The organism is Streptomyces mashuensis (assembly GCF_014654785.1).
Lineage (GTDB): Bacteria > Actinomycetota > Actinomycetes > Streptomycetales > Streptomycetaceae > Streptomyces > Streptomyces mashuensis.
In genome coordinates, this window is record NZ_BNBD01000001.1 from 1,189,311 (window position 1) to 1,212,523 (window position 23,213).

Annotated in this window: 20 protein-coding genes and 1 pseudogene; 15 read left to right on the forward strand and 6 right to left on the reverse strand. The window is 74.9% G+C overall.

Translation table 11 applies throughout. The features are described from left to right. Positions 1-87: 87 nt before the first annotated feature. Positions 88-843, forward strand: a complete 756-nt coding sequence (locus IE305_RS05005; protein ID WP_190128106.1) for an SDR family oxidoreductase — start codon at positions 88-90, stop codon at positions 841-843. Here the strand turns inward: IE305_RS05005 and IE305_RS05010 are convergent. Next, positions 828-2,261 (reverse strand): helix-turn-helix domain-containing protein, encoded by a 1,434-nt coding sequence (locus IE305_RS05010; RefSeq protein ID WP_190128107.1) that lies wholly within the window; start codon positions 2,259-2,261, stop codon positions 828-830. The two genes, IE305_RS05005 and IE305_RS05010, sit on opposite strands and share 16 nt — an antisense overlap. A gap of 255 nt (positions 2,262-2,516) precedes the next feature. Between IE305_RS05010 and IE305_RS05015 the strand changes: the two genes are divergently transcribed. The 3 genes from IE305_RS05015 to IE305_RS05025 all read left to right on the forward strand — a co-directional run bounded on the left by IE305_RS05015 (position 2,517) and on the right by IE305_RS05025 (position 5,936). Further along, positions 2,517-3,395: a diaminopimelate epimerase gene (locus tag IE305_RS05015; protein ID WP_190128108.1), complete on the forward strand. Its 879-nt coding sequence runs from the start codon at positions 2,517-2,519 to the stop codon at positions 3,393-3,395. 133 nt (positions 3,396-3,528) lie between these two features. After that, the gene (locus tag IE305_RS05020; protein ID WP_190128109.1) at positions 3,529-4,695 is read left to right on the forward strand and encodes an isoaspartyl peptidase/L-asparaginase family protein; all 1,167 of its coding nucleotides are present in this window, start codon (positions 3,529-3,531) and stop codon (positions 4,693-4,695) included. Positions 4,696-4,979: 284 nt separating this feature from the next. Further along, a complete protein-coding gene (locus IE305_RS05025; RefSeq protein WP_190128110.1) occupies positions 4,980-5,936 on the forward strand; it encodes a polysaccharide deacetylase family protein in 957 nt (318 codons plus the stop codon). A gap of 15 nt (positions 5,937-5,951) precedes the next feature. Here IE305_RS05025 and IE305_RS05030 read toward each other — a convergent pair whose 3' ends face one another. Continuing rightward, positions 5,952-7,208, reverse strand: a complete 1,257-nt coding sequence (locus tag IE305_RS05030; protein WP_190128111.1) for an exo-beta-N-acetylmuramidase NamZ family protein — start codon at positions 7,206-7,208, stop codon at positions 5,952-5,954. A gap of 147 nt (positions 7,209-7,355) precedes the next feature. Between IE305_RS05030 and IE305_RS05035 the strand changes: the two genes are divergently transcribed. The 3 genes from IE305_RS05035 to IE305_RS05045 are packed head-to-tail and all read left to right on the forward strand — an operon-like array spanning position 7,356 to position 9,546. Beyond that, positions 7,356-7,574, forward strand: coding sequence for a hypothetical protein (locus IE305_RS05035; protein ID WP_190128112.1), 219 nt, complete (start codon positions 7,356-7,358; stop codon positions 7,572-7,574). Then, positions 7,561-8,943, forward strand: a complete 1,383-nt coding sequence (locus IE305_RS05040) for an amidase (RefSeq protein WP_190128113.1) — start codon at positions 7,561-7,563, stop codon at positions 8,941-8,943. Before IE305_RS05035 ends, IE305_RS05040 begins: the two co-directional genes overlap by 14 nt. A 30-nt stretch (positions 8,944-8,973) precedes the next feature. After that, positions 8,974-9,546 (forward strand): TetR/AcrR family transcriptional regulator, encoded by a 573-nt coding sequence (locus IE305_RS05045; RefSeq protein WP_190128114.1) that lies wholly within the window; start codon positions 8,974-8,976, stop codon positions 9,544-9,546. 47 nt (positions 9,547-9,593) lie between these two features. Here the strand turns inward: IE305_RS05045 and IE305_RS05050 are convergent, their stop codons facing one another. Both IE305_RS05050 and IE305_RS05055 read right to left on the reverse strand, forming a co-directional pair. Next, positions 9,594-10,277 carry a DedA family protein gene (locus tag IE305_RS05050; protein ID WP_190128233.1) on the reverse strand — a complete coding sequence of 228 codons (684 nt, stop codon included), beginning with the start codon at positions 10,275-10,277 and terminating at the stop codon, positions 9,594-9,596. Positions 10,278-10,396: 119 nt separating this feature from the next. Further along, the gene (locus tag IE305_RS05055; RefSeq protein ID WP_190128115.1) at positions 10,397-10,789 is read right to left on the reverse strand and encodes a rodlin; all 393 of its coding nucleotides are present in this window, start codon (positions 10,787-10,789) and stop codon (positions 10,397-10,399) included. A gap of 576 nt (positions 10,790-11,365) precedes the next feature. On the opposite strand from IE305_RS05055, the gene IE305_RS05060 reads away from it, so the two are divergent. From IE305_RS05060 to IE305_RS05080, 5 genes and pseudogenes are all read left to right on the forward strand, one after another. Further along, positions 11,366-12,373, forward strand: coding sequence for an isopenicillin N synthase family dioxygenase (locus IE305_RS05060; protein ID WP_190128116.1), 1,008 nt, complete (start codon positions 11,366-11,368; stop codon positions 12,371-12,373). Positions 12,374-12,562: 189 nt separating this feature from the next. Then, positions 12,563-13,880, forward strand: a pseudogene (locus IE305_RS05065) (MbnB/TglH/ChrH family RiPP precursor modification enzyme). Between the two features lie 77 nt (positions 13,881-13,957). Further along, positions 13,958-14,902 (forward strand): TIGR04222 domain-containing membrane protein, encoded by a 945-nt coding sequence (locus IE305_RS05070; RefSeq protein ID WP_190128117.1) that lies wholly within the window; start codon positions 13,958-13,960, stop codon positions 14,900-14,902. A gap of 21 nt (positions 14,903-14,923) precedes the next feature. Next, on the forward strand, positions 14,924-15,910 hold the full coding sequence (locus tag IE305_RS05075; RefSeq protein ID WP_190128118.1) for a TIGR04222 domain-containing membrane protein: 987 nt from the start codon (positions 14,924-14,926) through the stop codon (positions 15,908-15,910). A 200-nt stretch (positions 15,911-16,110) separates the two neighbouring features. After that, complete coding sequence (locus IE305_RS05080; protein WP_229890542.1) at positions 16,111-17,178, forward strand: S1 family peptidase; 1,068 nt, start codon at positions 16,111-16,113, stop codon at positions 17,176-17,178. 158 nt (positions 17,179-17,336) lie between these two features. On the opposite strand, the gene IE305_RS05085 is transcribed toward IE305_RS05080, so the two are convergent. Then, a complete protein-coding gene (locus IE305_RS05085) occupies positions 17,337-18,233 on the reverse strand; it encodes a helix-turn-helix domain-containing protein (protein ID WP_190128119.1) in 897 nt (298 codons plus the stop codon). Positions 18,234-18,389: 156 nt separating this feature from the next. Here IE305_RS05085 and IE305_RS05090 point away from each other — a divergent pair, with 156 nt between their 5' ends. After that, positions 18,390-19,445, forward strand: coding sequence for an NAD(P)-dependent alcohol dehydrogenase (locus tag IE305_RS05090; protein ID WP_190128120.1), 1,056 nt, complete (start codon positions 18,390-18,392; stop codon positions 19,443-19,445). Here the strand turns inward: IE305_RS05090 and IE305_RS05095 are convergent. Next, positions 19,412-21,703: an MMPL family transporter gene (locus IE305_RS05095; protein WP_190128121.1), complete on the reverse strand. Its 2,292-nt coding sequence runs from the start codon at positions 21,701-21,703 to the stop codon at positions 19,412-19,414. The two genes, IE305_RS05090 and IE305_RS05095, sit on opposite strands and share 34 nt — an antisense overlap. Positions 21,704-21,983: 280 nt before the next feature. On the opposite strand from IE305_RS05095, the gene IE305_RS05100 reads away from it, so the two are divergent. Both IE305_RS05100 and IE305_RS05105 read left to right on the forward strand, forming a co-directional pair. Beyond that, complete coding sequence (locus IE305_RS05100; protein ID WP_190128122.1) at positions 21,984-22,718, forward strand: Mut7-C RNAse domain-containing protein; 735 nt, start codon at positions 21,984-21,986, stop codon at positions 22,716-22,718. A gap of 96 nt (positions 22,719-22,814) precedes the next feature. After that, positions 22,815-23,084 carry a DUF1876 domain-containing protein gene (locus tag IE305_RS05105; protein ID WP_190128123.1) on the forward strand — a complete coding sequence of 90 codons (270 nt, stop codon included), beginning with the start codon at positions 22,815-22,817 and terminating at the stop codon, positions 23,082-23,084. Positions 23,085-23,213 lie beyond the last annotated feature (129 nt).

Genomic DNA, 23,213 nt, shown 5'->3' on the forward strand with positions numbered 1-23,213 from the left:
ACCAAGCTGACGGTATGAGGGGTCGGTGCGGAGTGGCCGACGCCGGCCGCGCATGCGAAAGCGGACATACCGCCCTACAGTGGCCGCATGCCCAGTCGCAGCCTCAAGGACAAGGTCGTCGTCGTCGCGGGTGCCTCACGGAACCTCGGCAGCCTCATCGCGACGGAGGTCGCGGCCGACGGCGCCCATGTCGTCGTGCACTACAACAGCCCGTCGTCGCGGCAGGGTGCCGAGCAGACCGCCGAGGCGGTCAAGGCGGCCGGCGGCGAGGCGGTCGTGCACGAGGCGGACCTCAGCCGGCGGGTGGAGGTGGAAGGGCTCTTCGAGGTGGCCGAGGGCGCCTTCGGCCGGGTCGACTGCGTGGTGAACACCGCCGGCATGGTCATCAAGAAGCCGCTGACGGAGGTCAGCGAGGAGGAGTACGACCGCATGTTCGCGGTCAACGCGAAGGCGGCGTTCCTCGTCATGCAGCAGGCGGCCCGGCGCGTCCAGGACGGCGGCAAGATCGTCACGATCGTGACGTCGCTGCTCGCCGCCTACACCGGCCTCTACTCCGTCTACGCCGGCAGCAAGGCCCCCGTCGAGCACTTCACCCGCGCCCTGTCCAAGGAGCTGTTCGGCCGCAACATCTCCGTCAACAACATCGCGCCCGGCCCGATGGACACCTCGTTCTTCTACCCGGCGGAGACCGACGACTCCATCGCGTACCACAAGTCGTCCGCGATGAACGGCGAGCTGACGAAGATCGAGGACATCGTGCCCTGGGTGAAGTTCCTGCTGACGGACGGCTGGTGGCTCAACGGCCAGACCGTCTTCGTCAACGGCGGCTACACCACCCGCTGACACGCCTCCCCGCCCACCGCCACCGCCGGCGTACGCGCCGGCGCCCCCGGCACCGCCGCCCGGCGCACCCCTCCCCGGCCCGCCGCCGCGCTCGCGCCCGCGGGCACCGACCACGCGCCCTCCGCCGCGAACAGCCGCACCATCACCGGCACCCGGCAGCGCGGCTCGCCCGGCCGACGCTCCTCGGCCACCTCCAGCAGGTGCCCGTCCATCAGGTCGCCGAGCAGCCGGTGCGCACGGGCCTGCCCGCAGCCCAGCAGCCCCGCCGCGGTCGCCGGCGTGAACCAGCCGGGCGGGCGGGCCGTGGCCAGCCGCCACAGCGCCGCGCGGGCCCGCTCGTCGAGCAGCGCGAACGCCCGCGCCATGGAGGCCCGGACCGTCACGTCCCCCGAACCCATCTCGCGCAGCCGCGTCCGCGGATCGGCCAGCACCTCCTCCAGGAGCGTCCGCATCGTCCAGTGCGGCCGGGCCAGCAGCCGGCACCCCACCGCCCGTAGCGCCAGCGGCAGATGACCGCACAGGCCCGCCACCACCGACGCGTCCGGGCCCGCCGCGCTCACCCGTTCCTCGCCCAGCATCCGGGCCAGGAACGCCAGCGACTCGTGCGGCCGGAACGCGGCCACCGTGACGGCCTCGGCCCCCGCCAGCCCGGACAGCCGGCGCCGGCACGTGGCCAGCACCGCCGAGCCGCCCACCGCCGGGCACACCCACCGCACCTGGGCCTCCGACACCGCGTCGTCCAGCACCACCAGCACCCTGCGCCGCGCCAGCACCGCCCGCAGGCGGGCGGCGGCCTCCTCCAGCCCGGCCGGCTCGGGGTCCGCGGCCCCCAGCGACCGCAGCACCCGCCGCACCACCTCCACCGGCCCCAGCGCCGGCGCGCCGGCCGGCGCCAGCTCCACGAACACCTGCCCGTCAGGGAAGCGCGCCCGGCACCGGTGGGCCGCGTGCACCGCCAGCGCCGTCTTGCCCGCGCCCGGCTGACCCTCCACCAGCACCGGCCGCGGACCCGCCGGGCCGGGCCCCGCCACCATCAGCCGGCCCCCGCCCAGTGCGGCCTCCAGCCGCCGCGCCTCCCGCTCCCGCCCCGTGAAGTCCACGACGTCGGGCGGCAGCTCGCACAGGCCCGCCGCCCCCGCCTCCGGTCGCGGCAGCGCCTCCCCGTAGCCCAGCCGGGCCGCCATCGCCGCCTCTGCCAGCTGCCGGGCCGTCTCGGCGCCCGGCGCCAGGGCCTCCGCCAGCAGCTCGACCGATCTGCGCTGCGGACGCCGGGTCCGCCCGCGCTCCAGATCTCCGATGGCCCGGACGCTCAGCCCGGACGCCCCGGCCAGCTCCTCCTGCGTCATCCCCGCCGCGATCCGGCAGCGACGCAGCAACAGGCCGAAATCCAGCCCCTCGGCGCCCTCGACCACCGTCATTCCCCCTTGGCCGTGCCAGCCTCTCCTTCAGAGTAGGGTCGGCGTCCGTCCCGCCACAGGGCGCACGGACCGGCGCGTTCGGGGCGCGCGCGGACGGCGGATTCCCGCGGGCGTGACCGGCGGACCGGCAGCTGCCCGGCAGTCCCCGGGCGGCCCGGGACCGGCGCCATTGCGCCACGCCCGTACGCCCGCCCAGCATGCGAGGGGTGGACAGCGACACGGGCGCACCCGCCCGACCCCGCACCGGAGCCCGCCGTGCCCCCGCACCGCGTTGAGCCCGGACCGCGGTACCTCAAGGGGTACTGCGGAGGCAACGGCTTCCTCCTCCTGCCCGACCCCGAACGGTCCGTCACCCTCTCCGAGGACGCCGTCCGCGGCCTGTGCGACCCGCACACCGGGCTGGGCGGCGACGCGCTGCTGCACCTGGTGCGCCACGACCGCCGCACCGGCCGCCCCGCGACCGGCGGCCGCCGGCGCGTGGAGTGGTTCACCGACTGCCACGCCGCCGACGGTTACCCGCTGCCCCTGTGGGGCCCCGGCCTCGGCGTCGTGGCCCGCTACCTGACCGTGTCCGGCCTGGCGCGGCCCGGCCAGATGTGGATCGGCACGCACACCGGCGACCGCCGGGTGCTGGCCCGCGAGGACGGGAACGTCACCACCGAGATGCCCGCCCCCCGCATTCTGGGCGGCTCCTGGGCCGCCCTCGACGGCCGTACGCATCCCGGCGTCGCCCTCTCGCTCGGGCCGTCGCACCTGGTGTGCGTGGTCGACGTGCCGCTGGCCTGCCTCGACCTCGGCAGCGCCCCCGAGGCCGACCTCACCGTCTTCGCCGGCGGGCCGGGCCCCCTCACGCCCGACGTCACCGTCTCGTTCGCCAACGTCCTCACCGACGGCAGTGTGCGGCTGCGCGTCCACCGCCCCGGCATCGGCGAGACGCGGCCCTGCGGTACGACGGCGTGCGCCGCGGCCGCTGCCGTCCAGCACCTCACCGGCCGGCGCGGCACCACCGTCGTCCGCACCCCGCGCGGCCCCGTGTCGGTGACGCTGGCCGCCGGGGCCCCCGCCCTGCTGGCGGGCACCGCCATCCTCGTCGCCGAAGGGGTGCTCGACGCCCGCTGGCTGGCGGCTCTCTGACGCCCCGTCGCGGGCGGTGTGGACACGGGCGGACGCCACCCCCAGGGTCGAAGCGGAAGGCGAACGGCACGCCTGGGCATGCATGCATGTCGGCAGGTGGCCAGGACCGATCCGCATCGACGAAGGGGAACCTATGCGTCACCTGCGTCACGCGCGTCCTTCGACCCACTCGCTGCATTCACGTCACTCACGTCACGTCAGGTCATGTCACGCCAGACCGTGGCTCGTCCCCGTCCTCGCCCTGTGCGCCGTCGCGGGCCTGTCCCAGGGCAGCGCCGCGCAGAACGGCCCCGCCGCCGTCCGGGAGACGGCCGCCGCCGGTGACGGGTACGGCACGGCCCCCGCCGCCCGCCACGTCGTCCTCGCCGTCCATGGCGGCGCCGGCACCGCGCTGCGCCGCGAGGACACCGACCCCGCCACGGAGAAGGCGTACCGCGACGGCCTGGCCGGGGCGCTGCGCGCGGGCGCGCGCGTGCTGCGGCGGGGCGGCGACAGCGTGGCCGCCGTGGAGGCCGCCGTACGCGTCCTGGAGGACGACCCGCTGTTCAACGCGGGCCGCGGCGCCGTGTTCACCGACGACGCGGGCCACGAACTCGACGCCTCCGTCATGCGCGGCTCCGACCTCGCCGCCGGGGGCGTCACCGCCGTACGGCACGTACGCAACCCCGTCTCCGCCGCCCGCCTGGTCATGGAGCGGACGCCCCACGTCCTCCTGTCGGGCGAGGCCGCCGACGCGTTCGCCGTCCGCGAGGGCCTGCGGCCCGTGACGCAGGACTACTACTGGACGCAGCAGCGCTGGGACGAGCTGATGAAGGCCAAGGGCCACGGCACGGCCGCCCCCGCGAAGGCCCCCGCCGGTGCCATGGGCACGGTCGGCGCCGTGGCCCGCGACGGGCGCGGCCATCTGGCCGCGGCCACCTCCACCGGGGGCAGGACGAACAAGATGGCCGGCCGCGTCGGCGACTCCCCGGTCGTCGGCGCCGGCACCTACGCCGACGACCGCACCGCCGCCGTCAGCGCCACCGGCCACGGCGAGGTGTTCCTCCGCGGCGCCGCCGCCGCGACCCTGTCCCACCTGGTCGAGTTCGGCGGCCGCGACGTCGCCTCCGCCGCCCATGAGGTCGTACGGCAGCGGCTGCCCCGCCTGGGCGGCACCGGCGGTCTCGTCGCGCTCGACCCGCGGGGCACGTACGCCGCTCCCTACAGCACCGAGGGGATGCTGCACGGCTACGTGACGGAGGACGGCCGCGTCGTCACCCGCGTCTTCCCCGACGAGGACGGAAGGGGCGGCAAGGGCTGAAGGGGCTGAGGCCCCGCGCTGCTCCCGGCGGGCCCGGCGTTCGACCGTAAGGAGGAGCCGGGCCCGGACGGCCTCCCTTATCCCGTGGGCCCGCCCCTGACGGGCCGACAGGCCTGCGACGCGCCGGAGGACCACCCGGGCGGCCCAGCGCGGTGCCGCCCCGCAGTTGCGGGAGCGCCGTCCCGGCCGGAGGGTGGGTGTCAAGATCATCGGACCGGTGGCGTCACCGGTGTGCGGTGCCGGCCCCGTCCTGCCCGCGGGCCGTCACCCGTGAGGAGTCATGCATGTCCGCACCCGGATACCGCGAAGTCCTCCGGCGGGGCCGCGGGCGCCACCGGCGGCGCCGGCGGGCTCCCCTGAAGACGGTGGCGGCCGTCTCCGCGCTCGTGACCTGCTCGGCGCTGGCCGCCACCGCCGTGGACGGCGACGACCAGCCCGAATGCCCGCCGCACACCGGGGGCGCGCGCGACGGCAACGGCGCCTGCGCGAGCGCCGCACGCTCCGCCGCGAGCCCCGCCGGCAAGGCGGGACGGCGGGCCGACGGCTCCGACGGCATGCACCCCGACCCCGACGGCGGCCGGCCCCGGGCCCCCGCACCTCCCGCCGACCCGGACGAGGCCGCGCCCTACGACCGGGAGCGGTGCGGCAACACCTCGGGCCGGGTGCTGCTGTCGCTGGACGACTGGCCGTACAACGACCCCGAGCGGTCGGTGCGGATCGGCGCGCGGCTCCAGGCGCAGGGCATCCGCGCCGCCTTCTTCCTCATCGGCAAGTTCGCCGCCCAGTACCCGAACATCACCGCCACCCTGCGCCAGCAGGGCCACTGGGTGGGCAACCACTCGTACTCCCACCAGCGGCTGACCGCCCTGGGCGACCAGGAGCTGCGCGACGAGATCCGCGGCGGCGTGCCCGGCAACCTGCTGCGCCCGCCCTATGGCGAGGCCGGCGAGCGGGAGCAGGAGGTGGCCGCCGACCTCGGCTACCGCATCTGCAACTGGACCATCGACACGCACGACTGGGAGAAGGTGGGCGGCAGCGCGCGCTCCGTCGAGGCCATCCGGGAGAGCGTGCGCGGCGCGACGCCGGAGGAGAAGCACAACGGCGTCATCCTCGGCCACCTCTTCAGCAACTTCCCCGACGCCCTGGAGGGCATCGTCAGCGACCTCAAGGCGCAGGGCTACCGGATGTGCCGCAACACCGGGCCGGTCGGCGACCAGGTGCCGATGCCGCTCCAGTGCTGACACCCGCGCCCCGGCTCAGGTGTAGCGGAGGTACTTCCGCCGTACGGCGCGGAACGCCCGCAGCCCGTCCTGCCAGGCCGCGACCACCTCGTCCGTGCCGGCACCGGCGTCGATCATGGTGCGCAGCAGCGGCGACCCGGCGAGCTTGTCGACGAACCGGTCCGGGCGCCAGGCGAAGCCGCGCCACACGCGCTTGGCGGTGACCAGCAGCGCGACGCCGGTGCGCACGGGGTCGAAGGCGGCGCGGTCGTGGACGTGCAGCTGCACCCCGCCGAGCGTGCGGCCCTGGAACGGGCCGAAGGTGGGGGAGAAGTACGCCTCACGGACGTGCAGGCCGGCCAGCCGCTCGGCCCGGACGGCACGGGCCCACCGGCCGTCGAGCCCCTCGGCCCCCAGCAGTTCGAACGGGCGGACGGTGCCGCGCCCCTCCGACATGGTGGTGCCCTCGAACAGGCCGGTGCCGGAGTAGACGAGCGCCGTGTCGGGGGTGGCCATGTTGGGGCTGGGCGGCACCCAGGGCAGGCCGGTCGCGTCGTGGAAGTGGCGCCGCCGCCATCCCGTCATGGTGACGACGGTCAGCTCGGCGGGCCGGCCGGCCTCCGCGGGCATGAACTCGCCGTTGTAGAGCAGGGCCAGCTCTCCCACGGTCATGCCGTGCGCCTGCGCGATCGGGGCGCGGCCGACGAACGACGCGTACCGCCGGTCCAGGACCGGGCCGTACGCGTCGCGGCCGGAGACCGGGTTGGGCCGGTCCAGGACCACGAAGCGCGTTCCGGTCCGGGCGGCGGCGGCCAGGCAGTCGTACAGCGTCCAGATGCACGTGTAGAAGCGGGCCCCGGCGTCCTGGCTGTCGTACACGAGGGTGTCCACGCCGGACCGGAGGACCAGTTCGTCGAGTTCCCGCCCGCTCCTGCGGTACGTGTCGAGGACGGGCAGGCCGGTGGCGGGGTCGGTGGAGTCGCCCTCCGACAGCCCGGCCTGGGGCGTGCCGCGGTAGCCGTGCTCGCCGGCGAGGACGGCCGTCACGTGCACGCGGCGGTCGGCGTGCATCACGTCGACGATGCCGCGGGCGTCGGCGGTGATCCCGCTCTGGTTGGTGACGACCCCCACGCGCTGACCACGCAGCAGCCGGTACCCGTCGGCGGCCAGCCGTTCGAACCCGGTCCGGACGGGCGCGGCTCCGGGCGCCGCGCCGGCCGCCGTGGGAAGGGCGGCGGCGGCCGCCGCTCCGGCTGCTCCGGTGGCGAGCAGAGCCCGCCGAGGGATCGTCATGTTTCCGCAACGTAGCTCACGGTGGGGCGGGGATGAGGGAGCCGCGGCCCCCAACTCCGCTAAACGCAATCCGTTTGCGTTAGGCGGCTATGGGGTCTATCGTCCACTAACGCAAACAGTTAGCTTTTATTGGAGGGGAGACGTCCCGTGCCCGCTCTCGGCCCCCCGGAGGCGGCCCGCTGGGCCGCCCACTGCGGCCTGCCGCTGCCCGCCGACCGCCATGACGTGGTGGCGGCGACCGCCCGGCACATCCACTCCGTCGTCTCGGTCCTGCGCGAGCTGGACTTCGGGGACGTGCCGCCCGCCGCGGCCTACCGCGCCGACGGCGCACACCAGGAAGAGGAGCCGCTCCATGCAGCCCTATGAGATGTCCCTGGCCGCCGCCGCGCAGGCGATACGGCAGCGACGGCTGTCCCCCGTCGAGCTGACGGACTCCGTACTGGCCCGCCTGGAGCAGGTCGAGCCCCGTCTCCAGGCGTTCGTGACGGTGACGGCCCAACGGGCGCGGCGTGCGGCACGCCGGGCCGAACGGGAGATCGCCGCCGGCCGGTACCGGGGGCCGCTGCACGGCATCCCGATGGGCCTGAAGGACCTGATCGACGTGGCCGGCGAGGCGACCACGGCCAGTTCCCGGGTACGGGCCGGCCACCGCGCCGCGTCGGACAGCACCGTCCACGCGCGCCTGACGGCGGCCGGCGCGGTGCTCGTCGGCAAGACCCACACCCACGAGTTCGCCTACGGACTGACCACCCCTCAGACGCGCAACGCCCTCTTCCCCGACCGGATCGCCGGCGGTTCCAGCGGTGGCTCGGCCGTGGCGGTGGCCGCGGGCGCGGCGACCTTCGCGCTCGGCACCGACACCGGCGGCTCGATCCGGGTGCCCGCGGCGCTCAACGGGACCGTCGGCCTGAAACCCACGTACGGCCTCGTCCTCCGGCACGGGGTGACGTCGCTGTCCTGGTCGCTGGACCACGTCGGCCCGCTCACCCGCACCGTGGAGGACGCCGGGCTGGTGCTCTCGGCCCTGACCGGACACGACCCGCGCGACCCCGCCTCACTGCCGCCGAATGCCGAGCCCGATGCGCGGGGGCTGCGGATCGGCGTACCGCGCACCTACTACTTCGACCGGGTCGACCCCGACGTGGAGGCGGCCGTGCGGCGGGCCATCGCCCACCTGGAGGAACTGGGGGCGCACCTGGTCGACGTCGACATCCCCATGACGCGGTACATCCAGGCCACCCAGTGGGGGCTGATGGTCCCCGAGGCCACCGCCTACCACGAGCGAACCCTGCGCGCCGTGCCCGACCTCTATCAGGCGGACGTCCGGGTGCTCCTCGAAGCCGGCGAGCTGATGCCCGCCGGGGACTACCTGCGGGCCCAGCGGGCGCGCACGCTCATGCGGCAGGAGTGGGCCCGCATGCTGGCGGACGTCGACGTGGTCGCCGCCCCCACCGTGCCGCTCACCGCGGTACCGGCCGGTCAGGAATCCGTCACCTGGGCCGACGGGACGGCCGAAAGCGTCTCGGACGCCTACGTGCGCCTCTCCGCCCCCGCCAACATCACGGGCGTGCCCGCCCTCACCGTCCCCGTCGGCCACGACCGCGCCGGGCTGCCGATCGGCATGCAACTCCTCGGCCGCCCGCTCGCCGAGGCCGTCCTCCTGCGGGTGGGACACGCCTACGAGCGGACACGGCCGGTACGGACAGCGGCGCCCTGCTCCGGCTCACCCCGCTAGACGCGAGATCTTTGCTTTAAGGTGGGAGGCATGAGCCGCAAGCCGATGGTCCGCCCCGGAGGGCGCAGCGCCCGCGTCCAGCAGTCGGTGCACGCCGCGGTGCGTGAACTGGAGACGGAAGTCGGCCGCGACGCCCTCACCGTGCCCTTGGTCGCGGCCCGGGCCGGTGTCACGCCGTCGACCATCTACCGCCGCTGGGGCGACCTGCAAGAACTGATGTCGGACGTGGCCGTGGAGCGGTTGCGGCCCGAACTGCCGCCGGAGGACCTGGGCGGCCTCGCGGCGGACCTGACCGCATGGGCCGAGCACTTCCTGGAGGAGATGTCTTCCTCCGCCGGCCGTGCCTACATCCGTGACGCGCTGCTCGGCGACCCCGACGGCACGAACGCCGGCCAGTGCTCGGCGTACGCGGCCGAGCAGATCGAGACCATCCTGAGCCGCGCCGCGGCGCGGGGCGAGCAGGCGCCCGCCGTGGAACGGGTCGTCGACCGTGTCGTGGCGCCGATGATGTACCGCATTCTCTTCCGCCCCGGGACGGAGACCCTCGACGCGGGCTACGCGGCCCGCCTGGTCGAGAGCCTGCTGGCCACGCCCGGCAGCTGACCTCCCGCACAACCGCCCCCGGGCAGGCGCGATTTTGACGACAGGGCCTAACCCCGGTCGGCTTCCCGGCCCGCTGGGGAGTCCGCCGGCGCGGGGCGGCGTCGGCCGCGGGCCACTTCCAGCATCAGCGGCACCAGGGACACCAGGACGACCAGGCCCACGAGCGGCAGCAGGTACCGGTCCACGTCCGGCACCACGGCGCCCAGCCCGTAGCCGGCCATCACCAGCCCCACCGTCCACACCAGTCCGCCGGCCACCTGCCACACGGTGAAGACGCGCGCGGGCATGCCGAGTGCCCCGGCCAGTGGGTTGAGGACCGTGCGCACCACCGGGACGAACCGGGCCAGGACGACGGCGCGGGCGTGGCCGTAGCGGCCCAGCAACTCCTCGGCGCGCGCCGCGCCTTCGCGCAGCCGCCTGCTGCCCGGGCGGGCCAGCAGGGCGCGCCCGCCCCGGCGCCCCAGGACGTACCCGCACTGCGCCCCGGCGAGCGCGCCGGCGGCCGCGGCGACGAGGACCTGTGCCAGCTCCAGGCGCGGCGCGGACGTGGCGCCCGGCCCGGCGGTGGTGGCGGACGCGGCACCGGCCCGGCAGAGCAGGCCGGCGGTGAGGAGCAGCGAGTCGCCGGGCAGGAAGAAGCCGACCAGCAGGCCGGTCTCGGCGAAGAGCACCAGGGCGATGCCGAGCGCCCCGAATGCGGCCAGCAGCGAGGAGGCGTCGAGCGGGTTCACGGCGGACACGGCACGGGGCCTTTCTCGGTGCGACCCGGCAACGACCGGGCAAGAAGAATCCCTCTGCCCCGGGGCCCGTACACCCGGGGCAGAGGGAATCCGGCGGGAGCCCTCCGGCGTCAGCCGTTGGCCGAGCCGTTGCCCGACAGAATCGGGATCTCGTCGATCAGGTGCGACAGCGGGTCGTCGCCGTCGTTGATCGTGGAGTTGTCCGTGCACTGCTGCTGCTGCTGCGACGTGAGGATCGGGATGTCCTGGATGCCGATGTTGAGCAGCGCGATGAGCGACTGGATGCCGATCTTGCCGATGCCGACGCAGGGCTTGTTCAGGGTTCCCTGGATCAGGCTCATCTGCGGGCTTTCGTGGCCCCCGGTCTTGGTGTTGCCGTAGCCGGTCTTCGCACCGTTGGCGTTGGCGACATCCTGGTCGTTGCCGATGGCCATCGCCGGGGTGGCGACGGCACCGACCGCGGAAGCCGTCACCGCGGCCGTGGCGAGTACCTTCTTGAGCACGTCTCTGCCTTTCGATCGATCGATGATTCCCACCGGGAAGCGAACTGAGTAACTGCGGAATATTCGAGAAGTTCTCTGTTTTCACTCATTCGCCCCAGCTTCGCCCCGGTACGGCATTTCGGCGTGGCAGTCCCAACTGCTTTTCCGTACCGTGCGTTCCGCGGCGGGATTCTCGGCCGTCGGCCCGCTCGGACCAGCGCCCCCACACGTCGTGTCCGGGCGGGCTTTTGTTAACGGGATGTGACGCGTACCACGCGGCCAGGGGCCTCGCTCCGGCTTTGAGAAGGTATAAGCTGCCGTTATGAACATGCTCGTCAAGCGCCGCCACGTGGACTTCGTCCGCATCACGAGCACGTCCTGTCGCCGCTGCGGCTGACACCCCGGGCGCGCCCGAGCCCGTCCCGCACCCGGGACCCGTGGCCGCGCGCCCGCCAGGCGACCTCGTTCCGCGCCTGATCGTTTTCTTCTGCTTTCCGCCCTTCCCCGGCCCCGCCCGGTCCGCATATCCTGCGGCTGCTCGGCGGGCCGTCCGGCCACCCGCTGGGCGTAACCGGGCTCTCACGCAGTGGACATTCCATGATCAATGAGCTTCCCGTCCTCGACCTCTCAGCCGCTTCCGCCGGTGCGGAAGCCCGAGCCCGCTTCCGCGAGGCGCTGCACAGCGCCGCCCGCGACGTGGGGTTCTTCCAGCTCACCGGCCACGGCATCACTGCCGAGGAGACGGCCGCGCTGATGCGCGTCATGCGGGACTTCTTCGCGCTGCCCGAAGCCGAGCGGCTCGCCATCAGCAACCTCAACTCGCCCCACTTCCGCGGCTACACGCGCATAGGGGACGAGCGCACCGGCGGCAGCCAGGACTGGCGCGACCAGCTCGACATAGGCGCCGAGCGCGAGGCGCACGTACCGGCGCCCGGCGAGCCCGGCTACTGGTGGCTGGACGGCCCCAACCAGTGGCCCGCCGCCCTGCCCGAGCTGCGCACCACCGCGCTCTCCTGGATCGACCGGCTCAGCGAGGTGGCCCGGCGGCTCCTGCACGAGCTGCTGGCCTCGATCGGCGCGCCCGAGGACTTCTACGACGACGCCTTCGCCGACCGCCCCCACCTGCACCTCAAGCTCGTCCGCTACCCCGGCACCGCCCCCGACGGGGCCGGCCAGGGCGTGGGCTGGCACAAGGACTACGGCTTCCTGACCCTGCTGCTCCAGGACAGCGTCGGGGGCCTCCAGGTCGACCGCGGCGACGGCTCGTACATCGACGTGCCGCCGCTGCCGGGCGCCTTCGTCGTCAACCTCGGCGAGCTGCTGGAGGTCGCCACCAACGGCTACCTGAAGGCGACCAACCACCGGGTGGTCAGCCCCGCCGGGAGCCGGGAGCGCTTCTCGGTGCCCTTCTTCTTCAACCCGCGGCTCGACGCGCGCATCGAGTCGGTGCCGTTCCCGCACGCGGACCGGGCACCGGGCGTCACGCAGGACGCGACCAACCCGCTGTTCGCCGAGTACGGCCGCAACGAGATCAAGGGCTGGCTGCGGGCCCACCCGGCCGTGGCCCGCCGGCACCACGCCGACCTGCTGACGGCCGGGGTGTGACCGTCGGCCTGTGACGGCCGGGAGCCCTGCGGCATGCCCGGGGTTTCCCTGACCCGACCCCTCGGGTTCTCCCTGATCAGTCCCTGATCCGTACACAGAACATGTGTTTGTAAGGTGTGCGGGGGGAATGACCTGCGTGGGCGCGGAAGCGCCCCGCACGGCACGGGGGAGAGCACGGGGGGTTCGATCATGCAGACGCGGCTGGGTACGGGCATCGGCTGGCGGCCGGAGATCGCCGGGGCGGTCGAGGGGCTGCCGGGCGTCGACTGGGTCGAGGTCGTCGCCGAGAACATCTGTCCGGGCCATGTGCCCGACTCGCTGCTGCGGCTCCGCGAGCGCGGCGTCACCGTCGTGCCGCACGGCGTCTCGCTGGGGCTGGGCGGCGCCGACCGGCCCGACCTGGCCCGGCTCGCCGCCCTGGCCGAGCGCGCCGAGGCGCTCGGCGCGCCGCTCGTCAGCGAGCACATCGCCTTCGTCCGCGCCGGCGGCCCGCTGACCGGCGGGCCCCGGATCGAGGCGGGCCACCTGCTGCCCGTCCCGCGCACCCGGGACTGTCTGGACGTCCTCTGCGAGAACGTCCGCATCGCCCAGCAGATGCTGCCCGTCCCGCTGGCCCTGGAGAACATCGCCGCATTCCTGGGCTGGCCGGGGGAGGAGCTCACCGAGGGCCAGTTCCTGGCCGAGCTGGTCGAGCGGACCGGCGTGCGGCTCCTGGTGGACGTCGCCAACCTGCACACCAACCACGTCAACCGGGGCGAGGACCCCGCCGAGGCGCTGGACGCCCTGCCGCCGGAGGCCCTGGCCTACGTGCACGTCGCCGGCGGCTTCGAGCGCGGCGGCCTGTGGCACGACAGCCATGCCCATCCCGTGCCCCGTCCCGTCCTCGACGTGCTCGCCCAGCTGTGCGACCGCACCGACCCGCCCGGTGTGCTGCTGGAGCGGGACGACCGCTTCCCCTCCGCCCCCGAGCTGGCCGCCGAGCTCGACTCCATACGGGCCGTGACCGGCCGGGCCGGCATACAGGCCGGCATACGGGCCGGGGCGGCGGCCGGAGCCGGGGTCGGTGCCGGTGTCTGACCGCTCGACCGCGTACGGCGGCGGCACCGACGCCGCCCGCGAGCGGCTGGCCCTCGCCCAGCACGCCCTGCTCTCGTCCCTGGTGGCCGGCGCCCCCGACCCCGAAGGCTTCGACCGGCGGCGGCTGGAGGTGCAGCGGCAGGCGCTGCTCACCAAGCGCGCCGCCGTCGTCGCCAAGCTCGATCCGGAGCTGCCGCGCCTGCTGGGGGAGGAGTACCGCGAGCTCTTCCTCGCCTACGCCCGCCCCCGGCCGATGACCGGCGGCTACCACCAGGACGCCCGCGACTTCGTCGCGCACCTGCTGGACGCCGGCCTTCCGGAGGATTCCCGGCACCGAGAACGGCTGGCGGCCCATGCCGCCGCCGGTCACGACGATGCCGGGGTTCTGCGGCGCCTGCGGAGAAGGCTGCGCCGCTTCCTCTCCGCGTAAGGGCTCCTTTCCGAGGACTCCTTTCCTCTTTCTGTTTTCTTCTTCCTGAGTCTCACGGTCCGAAAGGGCACCGACCCGTGACAGTCGTACTCGTTCTCGCCGTGCTGGTCCTGCTCGGCACCTCGCTCTGGCTCCTCCACGAGAGCCGGCACGCGCATGACCCCGTGGTGTCCTTCGTCAAGGGCAAGCCGGGCCTGATGGAGATCGCCTACCTCCGCGACGGACGGGAACGGGTCGCCGACACCGTGATCGTCAGGATGCTGGAGCTGCGCCGTATCGAGCTCGGCCCGGAGGGCCGCGTCACGGTGCTCGACCCCGTCCCGGACAACGCCGTCGAACGGGCCCTGTTCAGGTCCTGCGGCACCGACTGGGGCAGCACCCTGCCCGGCCTGCACTTCGACCTGCGCACCGACGCCCAGGTCCTGGCCCTGGAGGACCCGTTGGTCCGGCGCGGGCTGCTGATACCGCCCGGGCGGATGAAGCCCTGGCGCTGGGCCGCCGGCATCCAGGTGGCGAGCATGGTCGTGACGGCGCTGCTGTCGCTGCTCCTGCTGGGGCTCGGCCGGGCGGGCGTCTTCGCCTCGGTTCTCCCCTGGATCGCGCTGGTCCTCGTGGTGGCGGGCATCGTGCTCCGGGTGAAGTGCCACCCGGAGTGGATCGGGCACGAACTCACGGCCGAGGGCCGGGCGTTCGTGGGGAAGCTGAGGGACGACGGCTGGGACAGCACCGATCCCGCCACCCACCCCGCCGGGCTCGCCGGTGTGGTGGCCCTGCACGGCGTGGACGCGATCGAGGACGAGGAGCTGCGGAAGCAGCTGAGGAAAGCCGCCGGCTCGGTGGGCAGCTCGTTCCGCTCGTCCGCCGCCGGCTCGGCTGCCGCAGCCTCGTCGTCCTCGTCGTCGAGCAGTTCGTCCTCCGGCGGCTCCTCGTGCGGCACCGCCTGCTCCAGCTGCTCGTCCCACTCGTCCCACAGCTGTTCGTCCAGCAGTTGTTCGTCGTGCGGTGGCGGCGGCTGTTCCTGACCACGAGAAAGGCCGACACCTGTGATCGTTGCAGTGATCGTGCTGGGCTTCATGCTCGTCCTCGGCCCGGCCGTCCGGCTCCTGGCAGTACGCCGGCGGGCCCGGGGGCCCGAGCCCGGCTCCGCGTGGCCGGCGGCCGCCGATGTCCTGGAGGTCGCCTTCCTCCTGGGCGGTCGCTACCGGGTCGTCGACACCTGCGTCGCCCGCATGGTCTCGGACCGGCGCCTCGACCTCGACAATCAAGGCCGGCTCAAGGTGCTGGAACCGGAGGCCCGGGACGCCGTGGAGCGGGCGCTGCTGGCCCGCTGCGGTGCCGCCTGGAGCCGCAGGCTCAGCCGGCTGCGGGTGGAGCTGTGCTGGGACGCGGCCGTGGACGGGGTCGTGGAGTCGCTCAGCGGCCGGGGACTCGTTCTGACGCGACGTCGGATAGCGGCGTGGCGCCGGGCGGCGGCGTACCAGACCGCCGGGCTCGTCGTGGCCGGGGCCATCGGTGCCGGCCTGTCGCTCTCCCGCGCCGCGACCCTGGCCGGGTTGTGCCTCCTCGGCACGGTGGCGGCCGGCGTCGTGGTGCGGGTGACGTGCCGGCCGCCGGCCGCGTCCTCCGGCGGCCCGACCCGGACAGGAGAGGCGCTCCGCCGCCGGTTGCGTGAAGAGAGCCATCCGTGGGGCACGCGCAACACCGGACAGCACCCGGCGGGCGCGGCCGGCGTCGTGGCGGTCCGCGGCTACCAGGCCCTGCCGGACGGGGAGTTGCGGCGGCAGCTGCGCAAGGCCGCCGCCACGCGGTCCTCGCGCGGCGGCGCCGGGCGGCGGAGGAGGCGGCGGGCCTCGTCGTCCGCCGCTGCCGGTGCGTACGCCGGCACGACGTGTTCGAGCTGTTCCAGCTGCTCGAGCGGCTCCAGCTGTTCCGGCTCCGACTCCTCCTCGTCGTCAAGTAGCTGCTCGTCCTCCAGCAGTAGTTGCGGTGGCGGCAGCAGCTGCGGCGGTGGCAGCAGCTGTTCCTCCTGAGCCTGCGGCCACCGGTCCGGGACGGACCCCGGGCCGGTGGCCGGAACCTTCCTTGTGCGGTACAGCGGGCGGCGGGACACTCGTCCGGCAACTCTTGACATGGACGCGACGTGCGGTCGTGTCCGTGGTGACGAATCCCTCCCGTGCCCCCGGCGGCCCCTGCCGTCGCGGGCCCACCCCCCTCACAGGAGGTCGACGAGTTGAGTCCCGCACGCATGCCCAAGCGCCGTACGGCCCTGGCCGTGGTCGGCACCGTGGCCCTCGCCACCACCACCCTCACCCTCCAGAGCGCCGGCGCCGCGCCGGCCCCCGCACCGCTCACCGCCGCCCAGGCCGGTGACCTCGCCCGTACCGCCGTTGCCGCGCTCGGTGTGGAGACCGCGGGCTCCTACTACGTCGCCGCGGCGCACCGCCTCGTCGTCAACGTCCTCGACCGTGCCGCCGCGAACCGTGTCCGCGCCACCGGCGCCGACGCCCGGATCGTCCGGCACTCGGCCGCCGAACTGGACGCGGCCCGCCGCACCCTCGCCGAGGACGCCGCCGTGCCCGGCACCTCCTGGGCCGCCGACCCGCGCAGCAACAAGGTCGTCGTCACCGCCGACAGCACCGTCACCGGCGAGCGCCTCGCCACGGTGCAGCGGGCCGTGGCCGCCCTCGGCGACAAGGCCGTCCTCAAGCACACCCGCGGCACCCTCCGGCCGCTCATCGCCGGCGGCGACGCCATCTGGGGCAGCGGGGTCCGCTGCTCGCTCGGCTTCAACGTCACCAAGAACGGCCGGCCCTACTTCCTGACCGCCGGCCACTGCGGCAACGCCTCGGCCACCTGGTCCGGTTCGCGCGGCGGCGCCCGCATCGGCAGTACCGAGACGTCCACCTTCCCCGGCAGCGACTACGCCCTCGTGCGCTACACCGCCAACACCGCGCACCCCAGCGCCGTCGACCTCTACAACGGCGGGCAGCAGAGCATAAGCAGAGCGGCCGACGCCGTCGTCGGCGAGCAGGTGCAGCGCAGCGGCAGCACCACCCAGGTCCACGGCGGCGAGGTCACCGGCCTCGACGTCACCGTCAACTACCAGGAGGGCCAGGTCGACGGGCTGATCGGCACCACCGTCTGCGCCGAGCCCGGGGACAGCGGCGGCGCGCTGTTCGACGGCGATGCCGCCCTCGGTCTCACCTCCGGCGGCAGCGGCGACTGCTCCTCCGGCGGCGAAACGTTCTTCCAGCCGGTTCCCGCAGCCCTCCAGGCAACCGGAGCCCAGCTGCCCTGACCGTCCCGACCACCCGCACGCCCGACCACCCGCACGCCCGGCCACCACGACCGCCCCGGGGAGGCACGGCCCCGGGGCACCGCCGTCACCGGGGCCGGACCGCGCCCCGGGCCCGGCCCACGGCCATGGACCCGGCCGCGCCCACGGACCGGCCGCGTCTACGGACCCGGCTGGGCCGGGACCGGCGCCCCGGCAGCACTCCCGGTGACGGCCCCCGGCAACCGGCTCGCCAGCAGCCGCAACGCCTCCGCGGACGGCGAGCCGGGCTCGGCGTGGTACGTGATCAGCTGCTGGTCGGGGTCGGCCGGCAGCACCAGCGTCTCGTACGACAACGTCAGCGCCCCCGCCACCGGGTGCCGCAGCCGCTTCACGCCGTACCCCTTGTCCAGCACGTCGTGGGCCGCCCACAGGGCCCGGAACTCCGGGCTCTTCACGGACAGTTCCCCCACCAGCGCGGCCAGCCCCGGGTCGTCCGGGTGCCGCCCCGCGTACATCCGCAGACACGCCACCACGTCGGACGCCTTGGCGCCCCACTCCTCGTACAGCTCGCGCGTGGCGGGGTCGAGGAAGACCAGCCACGCCATGTTGCGCTGCTGCGGCGGCCGCCCGGACACGTCGCCCAGCAGGGCGTCGCCCAGCCGGTTCCAGGCGAGGATGTCCATCCGCCGGCCCAGGACGTACGCCGGTACGGTCCCCATCTGGTCCATCAGGTGGCGCACCGCCGGCCGCACCCGCTGCGGCCGTGCCACCGCCGCCCGTGACGCCCTCGACGCCCGCCCGTCCGGCCGGGCCAGGCGCAGCAGATGCGTCCGTTCGGCCGCGTTGAGCCGCAGCGCCGTGGCGATCGCGTCCAGCACGGCGGTGGAGACGTTCGGCCCGCGGCCCTGCTCCAGCCGCGTGTAGTAGGCGGCGCTCACCCCCGCCAGCTGCGCCAGCTCCTCGCGCCGCAGCCCCGGCACCCGCCGGCGCCCGTACTGCGGCAGGCCGACGTCCTCCGGCCGCAGCCGGGAGCGGCGCGAGCGGAGGAACTCGCTCAGTTCGGTGCGCTGGTCCATACGGATCAGTATGCGGGAGCCCCGGCGGCCCCCGGGGCCCCTCCGGGGGCGTCCAGGGTGACCCTGCCAGTGGTAGGAACAGCGGACGTACGCACGGCGGACGTGGGTCGAAGGGTGTTCTGGCCGGCTCTCCCGGGCACCGGCAGCATCGTTGCCATGACGCACCACACTGTCCATGCATACGCCGCGCCCGCTCCCAAGGCCCCGCTGGAGCGCACCACCGTCACGCGCCGCGAGCTGGGCGAGCACGACATCCTCATCGACATCCGTTTCACCGGCATCTGCCACTCCGACATCCACATGGCGCGTGGCGAGTGGGGCGAGGGCGGCCACTTCCCGCTCGTCCCCGGCCATGAGATCGCCGGCGTCGTCGCCGAGGTCGGTCCCGCCGTCACCCGGTACGCACCCGGCGACCGCGTCGGCGTCGGCTGCTTCGTCGACTCCTGCCGCACCTGCGAGAACTGCCTCGCCGGCCTGGAGCAGTACTGCACCGGCGAGCTCGGCATGGTCGGCACCTACGGCGACACCGGCCGCGACGGCCGGGTCACCCAGGGCGGCTACGCCACCGGTCTCGTCGTCGACGAGCGGTACGCCGTCCGCATCCCCGACAGCCTCCCCCTCGACGCCGCAGCCCCGCTGCTGTGCGCCGGCATCACCCTCTACTCCCCGCTCGTGCACTGGAAGGCCGGCCCCGGCACGAAGGTCGCCGTCGTGGGCCTGGGCGGCCTGGGACACATCGGCGTCAAGATCGCCCACGCCATGGGTGCCGAGGTCACCGTTCTCAGCCAGACCCTGCGCAAGAAGGACGACGGCCTGCGCCTGGGCGCGGACCACTTCCACGCGACCTCCGACCCCGCCACCTTCGAGGCCCTGGCCGGCACCTTCGACCTGGTCCTCAACACCGTCTCCGCCGGCCTGGACCTCAACGCCTACTTCCGGCTGCTGCGCACCGACGGCACCTTCGTGCAGCTCGGCGTGCCGGACCGGCCCCTGCCGGTCGCACCCTTCGCCCTCATCGGTGGGCGGCGCTCGTTCGCCGGGTCGAAGATCGGCGGCATCGCGGAGACCCAGGAGATGCTCGACTTCTGCGGCCGGCACGGCATCACGGCGGACGTCGAGGTCATCCCGGCCGACCGGATCAACGAGGCGTACGAGCGGGTCGTCGCCGGTGACGTCCGCTACCGCTTCGTCGTCGACGCGTCCACGATCTGAGGCGACGGCCGGCCCCGCCGCGGCGCCCCGACGAGACCCGGGCGGCGCCGGCCCGCCCGGTGCCGGCCCCGCAGGGCCCCGGCGCGGGCCCCGGGCGGCCGGGCGAGCCAGGCCGGCAGCCACCAGTTGGCCCGCCCGGCGACCGTCAGGTACGCGGGCACGAGCACGCCCCGCACCAGCACCGCGTCCACCAGCACGGCGGTCGCCAGGCCCGTGCCGAGCAGCTTGAGGACGGTCACCCCCGAGGTGGCCAGCGCGCCGGTGACCACGGCGACCGCCAGCGCCCCCGTGGTCACCAGCCGCCCGGTGCGGGCGACGCCCTCCACCACGGCGAGCCGGTTGTCACCGGTGCGCAGGTACTGCTCGCGGACGCGGGACAGCAGGAAGATCTCGTAGTCGATCGCCAGGCCGAACGCGATGGCGAACATCAGCAGCGGCATGGACAGGTCCAGCGCGCCGGTGACCGTGAACCCGCCCACCAGGCCGCGCAGATGCCCGCCCTGGAAGACGAGCACGGTCGCGCCGAAGCTCGCGCCCATGCTGAGCGCCCCGATCACCAGCGCCTTCACCGGCAGCAGCACACTGCGCGTGAGCAGGAACAGCATCAGCCACGTCGTGCCGGCGACGACCGCCCCGGCCAGGGGCAGCCGCGCGCCGACCGCGGACCGCGTGTCCGCCAGCAGCGCCGCACGGCCCGTCACCAGCCGTCGCCCGCCCGGCGCCGGCAGGGCGCGCACGTCCGCGACCAGGGCGCGGGCGGCCGGGGACTGCGGCTGAGCCGGCCCGGTGACCAGCAGGATCGCGCCGTGGGCCCGAACCGGCACCACCGGCCGTACTCGGGCGACGGACGGCAGCGCCGCGACGCGCCGCCCGTAGGCGGCCAGCGCCGCCCGGTCGCGCACCGGGTCGGTGTCCGGCAGGACGACCGTCACCGTGCGTTCGGCGGGCGTGGCGAACGCCTGGCGGATCTCGCGCGCGGTGCGGTGCGCCTGCGATGCGGCGGGCAGGATGCGCTCGTCGGGCAGGGCGAACCGGGCGTGCGCGAACGGCCAGGCGGACAGCAGGAGGACCGCCGCGCAGGCTGTCCCGCACAGCAGCGGACGGCCGGTGACGTGACGGGCCACCGCCCGCCAAACGGGGCTGTCGGGCCGTGGCGGACGGACGGCGCGCCCCCGGCGGAGCCCGTACAGCAGGGTCAGGGGGTCCCCGCGGTCGACGCGGGTGCCCAGCAGCGCGAGCACCGGTGGCACGACCGCCGTGGCGGCCGCGGCGGAGAACAGGGCCACCGCCATGCCGGCGCAGGCCATCGACCGCAGGAACGGCAGTGGCAGCACCAGCAGTGCCGACATCGACAGCGCCACTGCGCAGGCCGACACCGCGACCGTACGCCCGGCCCGGCGCGCGGTGCGCGCCACGGCCTCCGTCACGGCGTGCCCGGCGCGCAGCTCCTCGCGGTAGCGGGTGACGAGGAACAGCCCGTAGTCGACGGCGAGGCCGAAGCCCAGCGCACTGGTGAGGTTCACCGCGAAGACGGAGACCGGTGTCACGAGCGCGAGCAGCCGCAGCAGCGCGAGGGTGCCGACCACGGACACCCCTCCGATCATCAGCGGCACGAGGGCCGCCACCACCGAGCGCAGCGCCACCACCAGCAGGAGGAGTGTGACGGGCGCGGCCACCAGCTCGGCGCGCACGAGGTCGCGGTGGCTGGTTGCGACCGCCTCGACGCTGACCTGGGCGGGCCCGGTCGCCGAGACGTCCAGCGGCCCGTGCCGGCCGGTCAGGCCGGGGACCAGGGCCTTGGCCGTACGCGCGGCGTCGCGGTCGGCGCCGGCCAGGTCGGCGGCGACCAGGGCCCGGCGGCCGTCGGCGGACCGCAGCACGGGGTCGCCGTCCGTCCAGTACGCGTGCACGCTCGCCACACCGGGGGAGCGGGCCAGACGGTGGACGAGGCGCAGCCCCTCGGCGCGTGCCGCGGGGGCGTCCACGCCGCCGCGGGCGCGCGCCAGCAGCACGACGTCCGGGGTGCCCAGGCCGTAGCGGTCGGCGAGGAGGCGTTCGGCGCGGGCGGACTCGGTGCCGGTCGCGGTGTAGCCGCCGTTGGCGAGGTGCCGGGCGGTGCCGGCGCCGGCCACGGCCAGGACGGCGGTGAGGACGGCGGTCAGCACGGGCACCAGCCACAGCCGGCGGGGCGCGGGGCCGCCGGACGGGGCGCCGGCGGGGCGCTGCGGGGGGAGCGGGGCGCTTCGGGTCGTCGTCACATCGCCTGCCTGCCTCGCTGCTCGCTTGCCTGGCCGCCGGTCATCCGGTCGCCGGGGGCACGTCGGGGGTGTGCCGCCGCCCGCCCGCGCCGGTGCCGGGCCGGGCCGGGCGGCCGCATGCCGGCCACCCGGCCCGACGTGCCGTGACCTGCAAGGTTCCCTGCGGCGCGGCGGTCCGGCGGGGCGACACGCGTCCCGCCGCGGACCCGTCACTCGTCCTGCGGAGAGGCCGGGGAAAAATCCGGGGCACCGGCGGCGGGCGCGGTGGCATGCTGTGGGCGTGAACGGACCCGAGATCCAGATCAGCTTCGACCCCGCCCTGTGGCTCTTCGTCGCCGCCGAACGGCGCCGCGAGGCCGGCCCCGTCGTCACCGACGGCGTCTCCACGCTGGGCCACGTCGTGGAGTCCCTCGGCGTCCCGCTCACCGAGGTCGGCGGCCTGTTCGTGGACGGCCGCGCGGTGCCGGCCTCGCATGTGCCCGCGGCGGCGGAGGCCGTCGAGGTGCGCGCGGTGACCCGGCCGCAGCTGGTGCCGGGCGCCCCGCTGCGGTTCCTGCTCGACGTCCACCTGGGCACGCTCGCCCGGCGCCTGCGGCTGCTGGGCGTCGACGCGGCGTACGAGAGCGAGGACATCGGGGACGCGGCGCTGGCCGCGCTCTCCGCCGCCGAGCGCCGCGTGCTGCTCTCGCGCGACCGCGGTCTGCTGCGCCGCCGGGAGATCTGGGCGGGCGCCTACGTCTACAGCGACCGCCCCGACGAGCAGCTGCGCGACGTGCTGGGCCGCTTCGCGCCCGCGCTGGAGCCGTGGACGCGCTGCACGGCCTGCAATGGCCGGCTCCGCGACACGGACAAGGAAATGGTGCGCGAGCAGCTGGAGCACGGCACGCGCCGCACGTACGACGTGTTCGCGCAGTGCACCGCGTGCGGCCGCATCTACTGGCGCGGAGCCCACCACGCGCGGCTCCAGGCGATCGTCGACGCCGCACTGGACGAGTTCGGGGCCGCGGCGGCGTAGGGGCGCGGCGTCCCTCCGGTCCCCGGTGTCGCATTCCGCCACCCTGGTGCACGCTGGAGGGGTAGCTCAGGGCTCAGGGGCTCAGGAGGTGACGCCATGCAGACGATCGTTGGATGGCACGTCGACGTCGAGTTCGAGGAAGTCGACAAGCGGACCCATGCCGCCGCCCTGCTGAGGTTGCAGGACGGGACGGAGCTGCGGGCCCGGGGCCACGCCACCAAGCACCCGGACGACCCCGAGCAGCACCGGGTCGGCGAGGAGCTGGCGGCGGCCCGCGCGCTGAACGATCTCTCCCGGCAGCTGCTGGCCAAGGCCGGGCACGACATCGAAGAGGTCACGCACGTCGAGGCGCACCCGGCCATGTGACGCGGTGGTTTCCGTCCGGCCGGGTCAGGCCGGGCCCGGTTCGGCCTGTTCCGGCTCGGCCGGGCGCCGTCGGTGTCAACTTTCGTCGATCGGACGTGCGACCTTCGGCGCATGCGGCGGGCTCGCCGG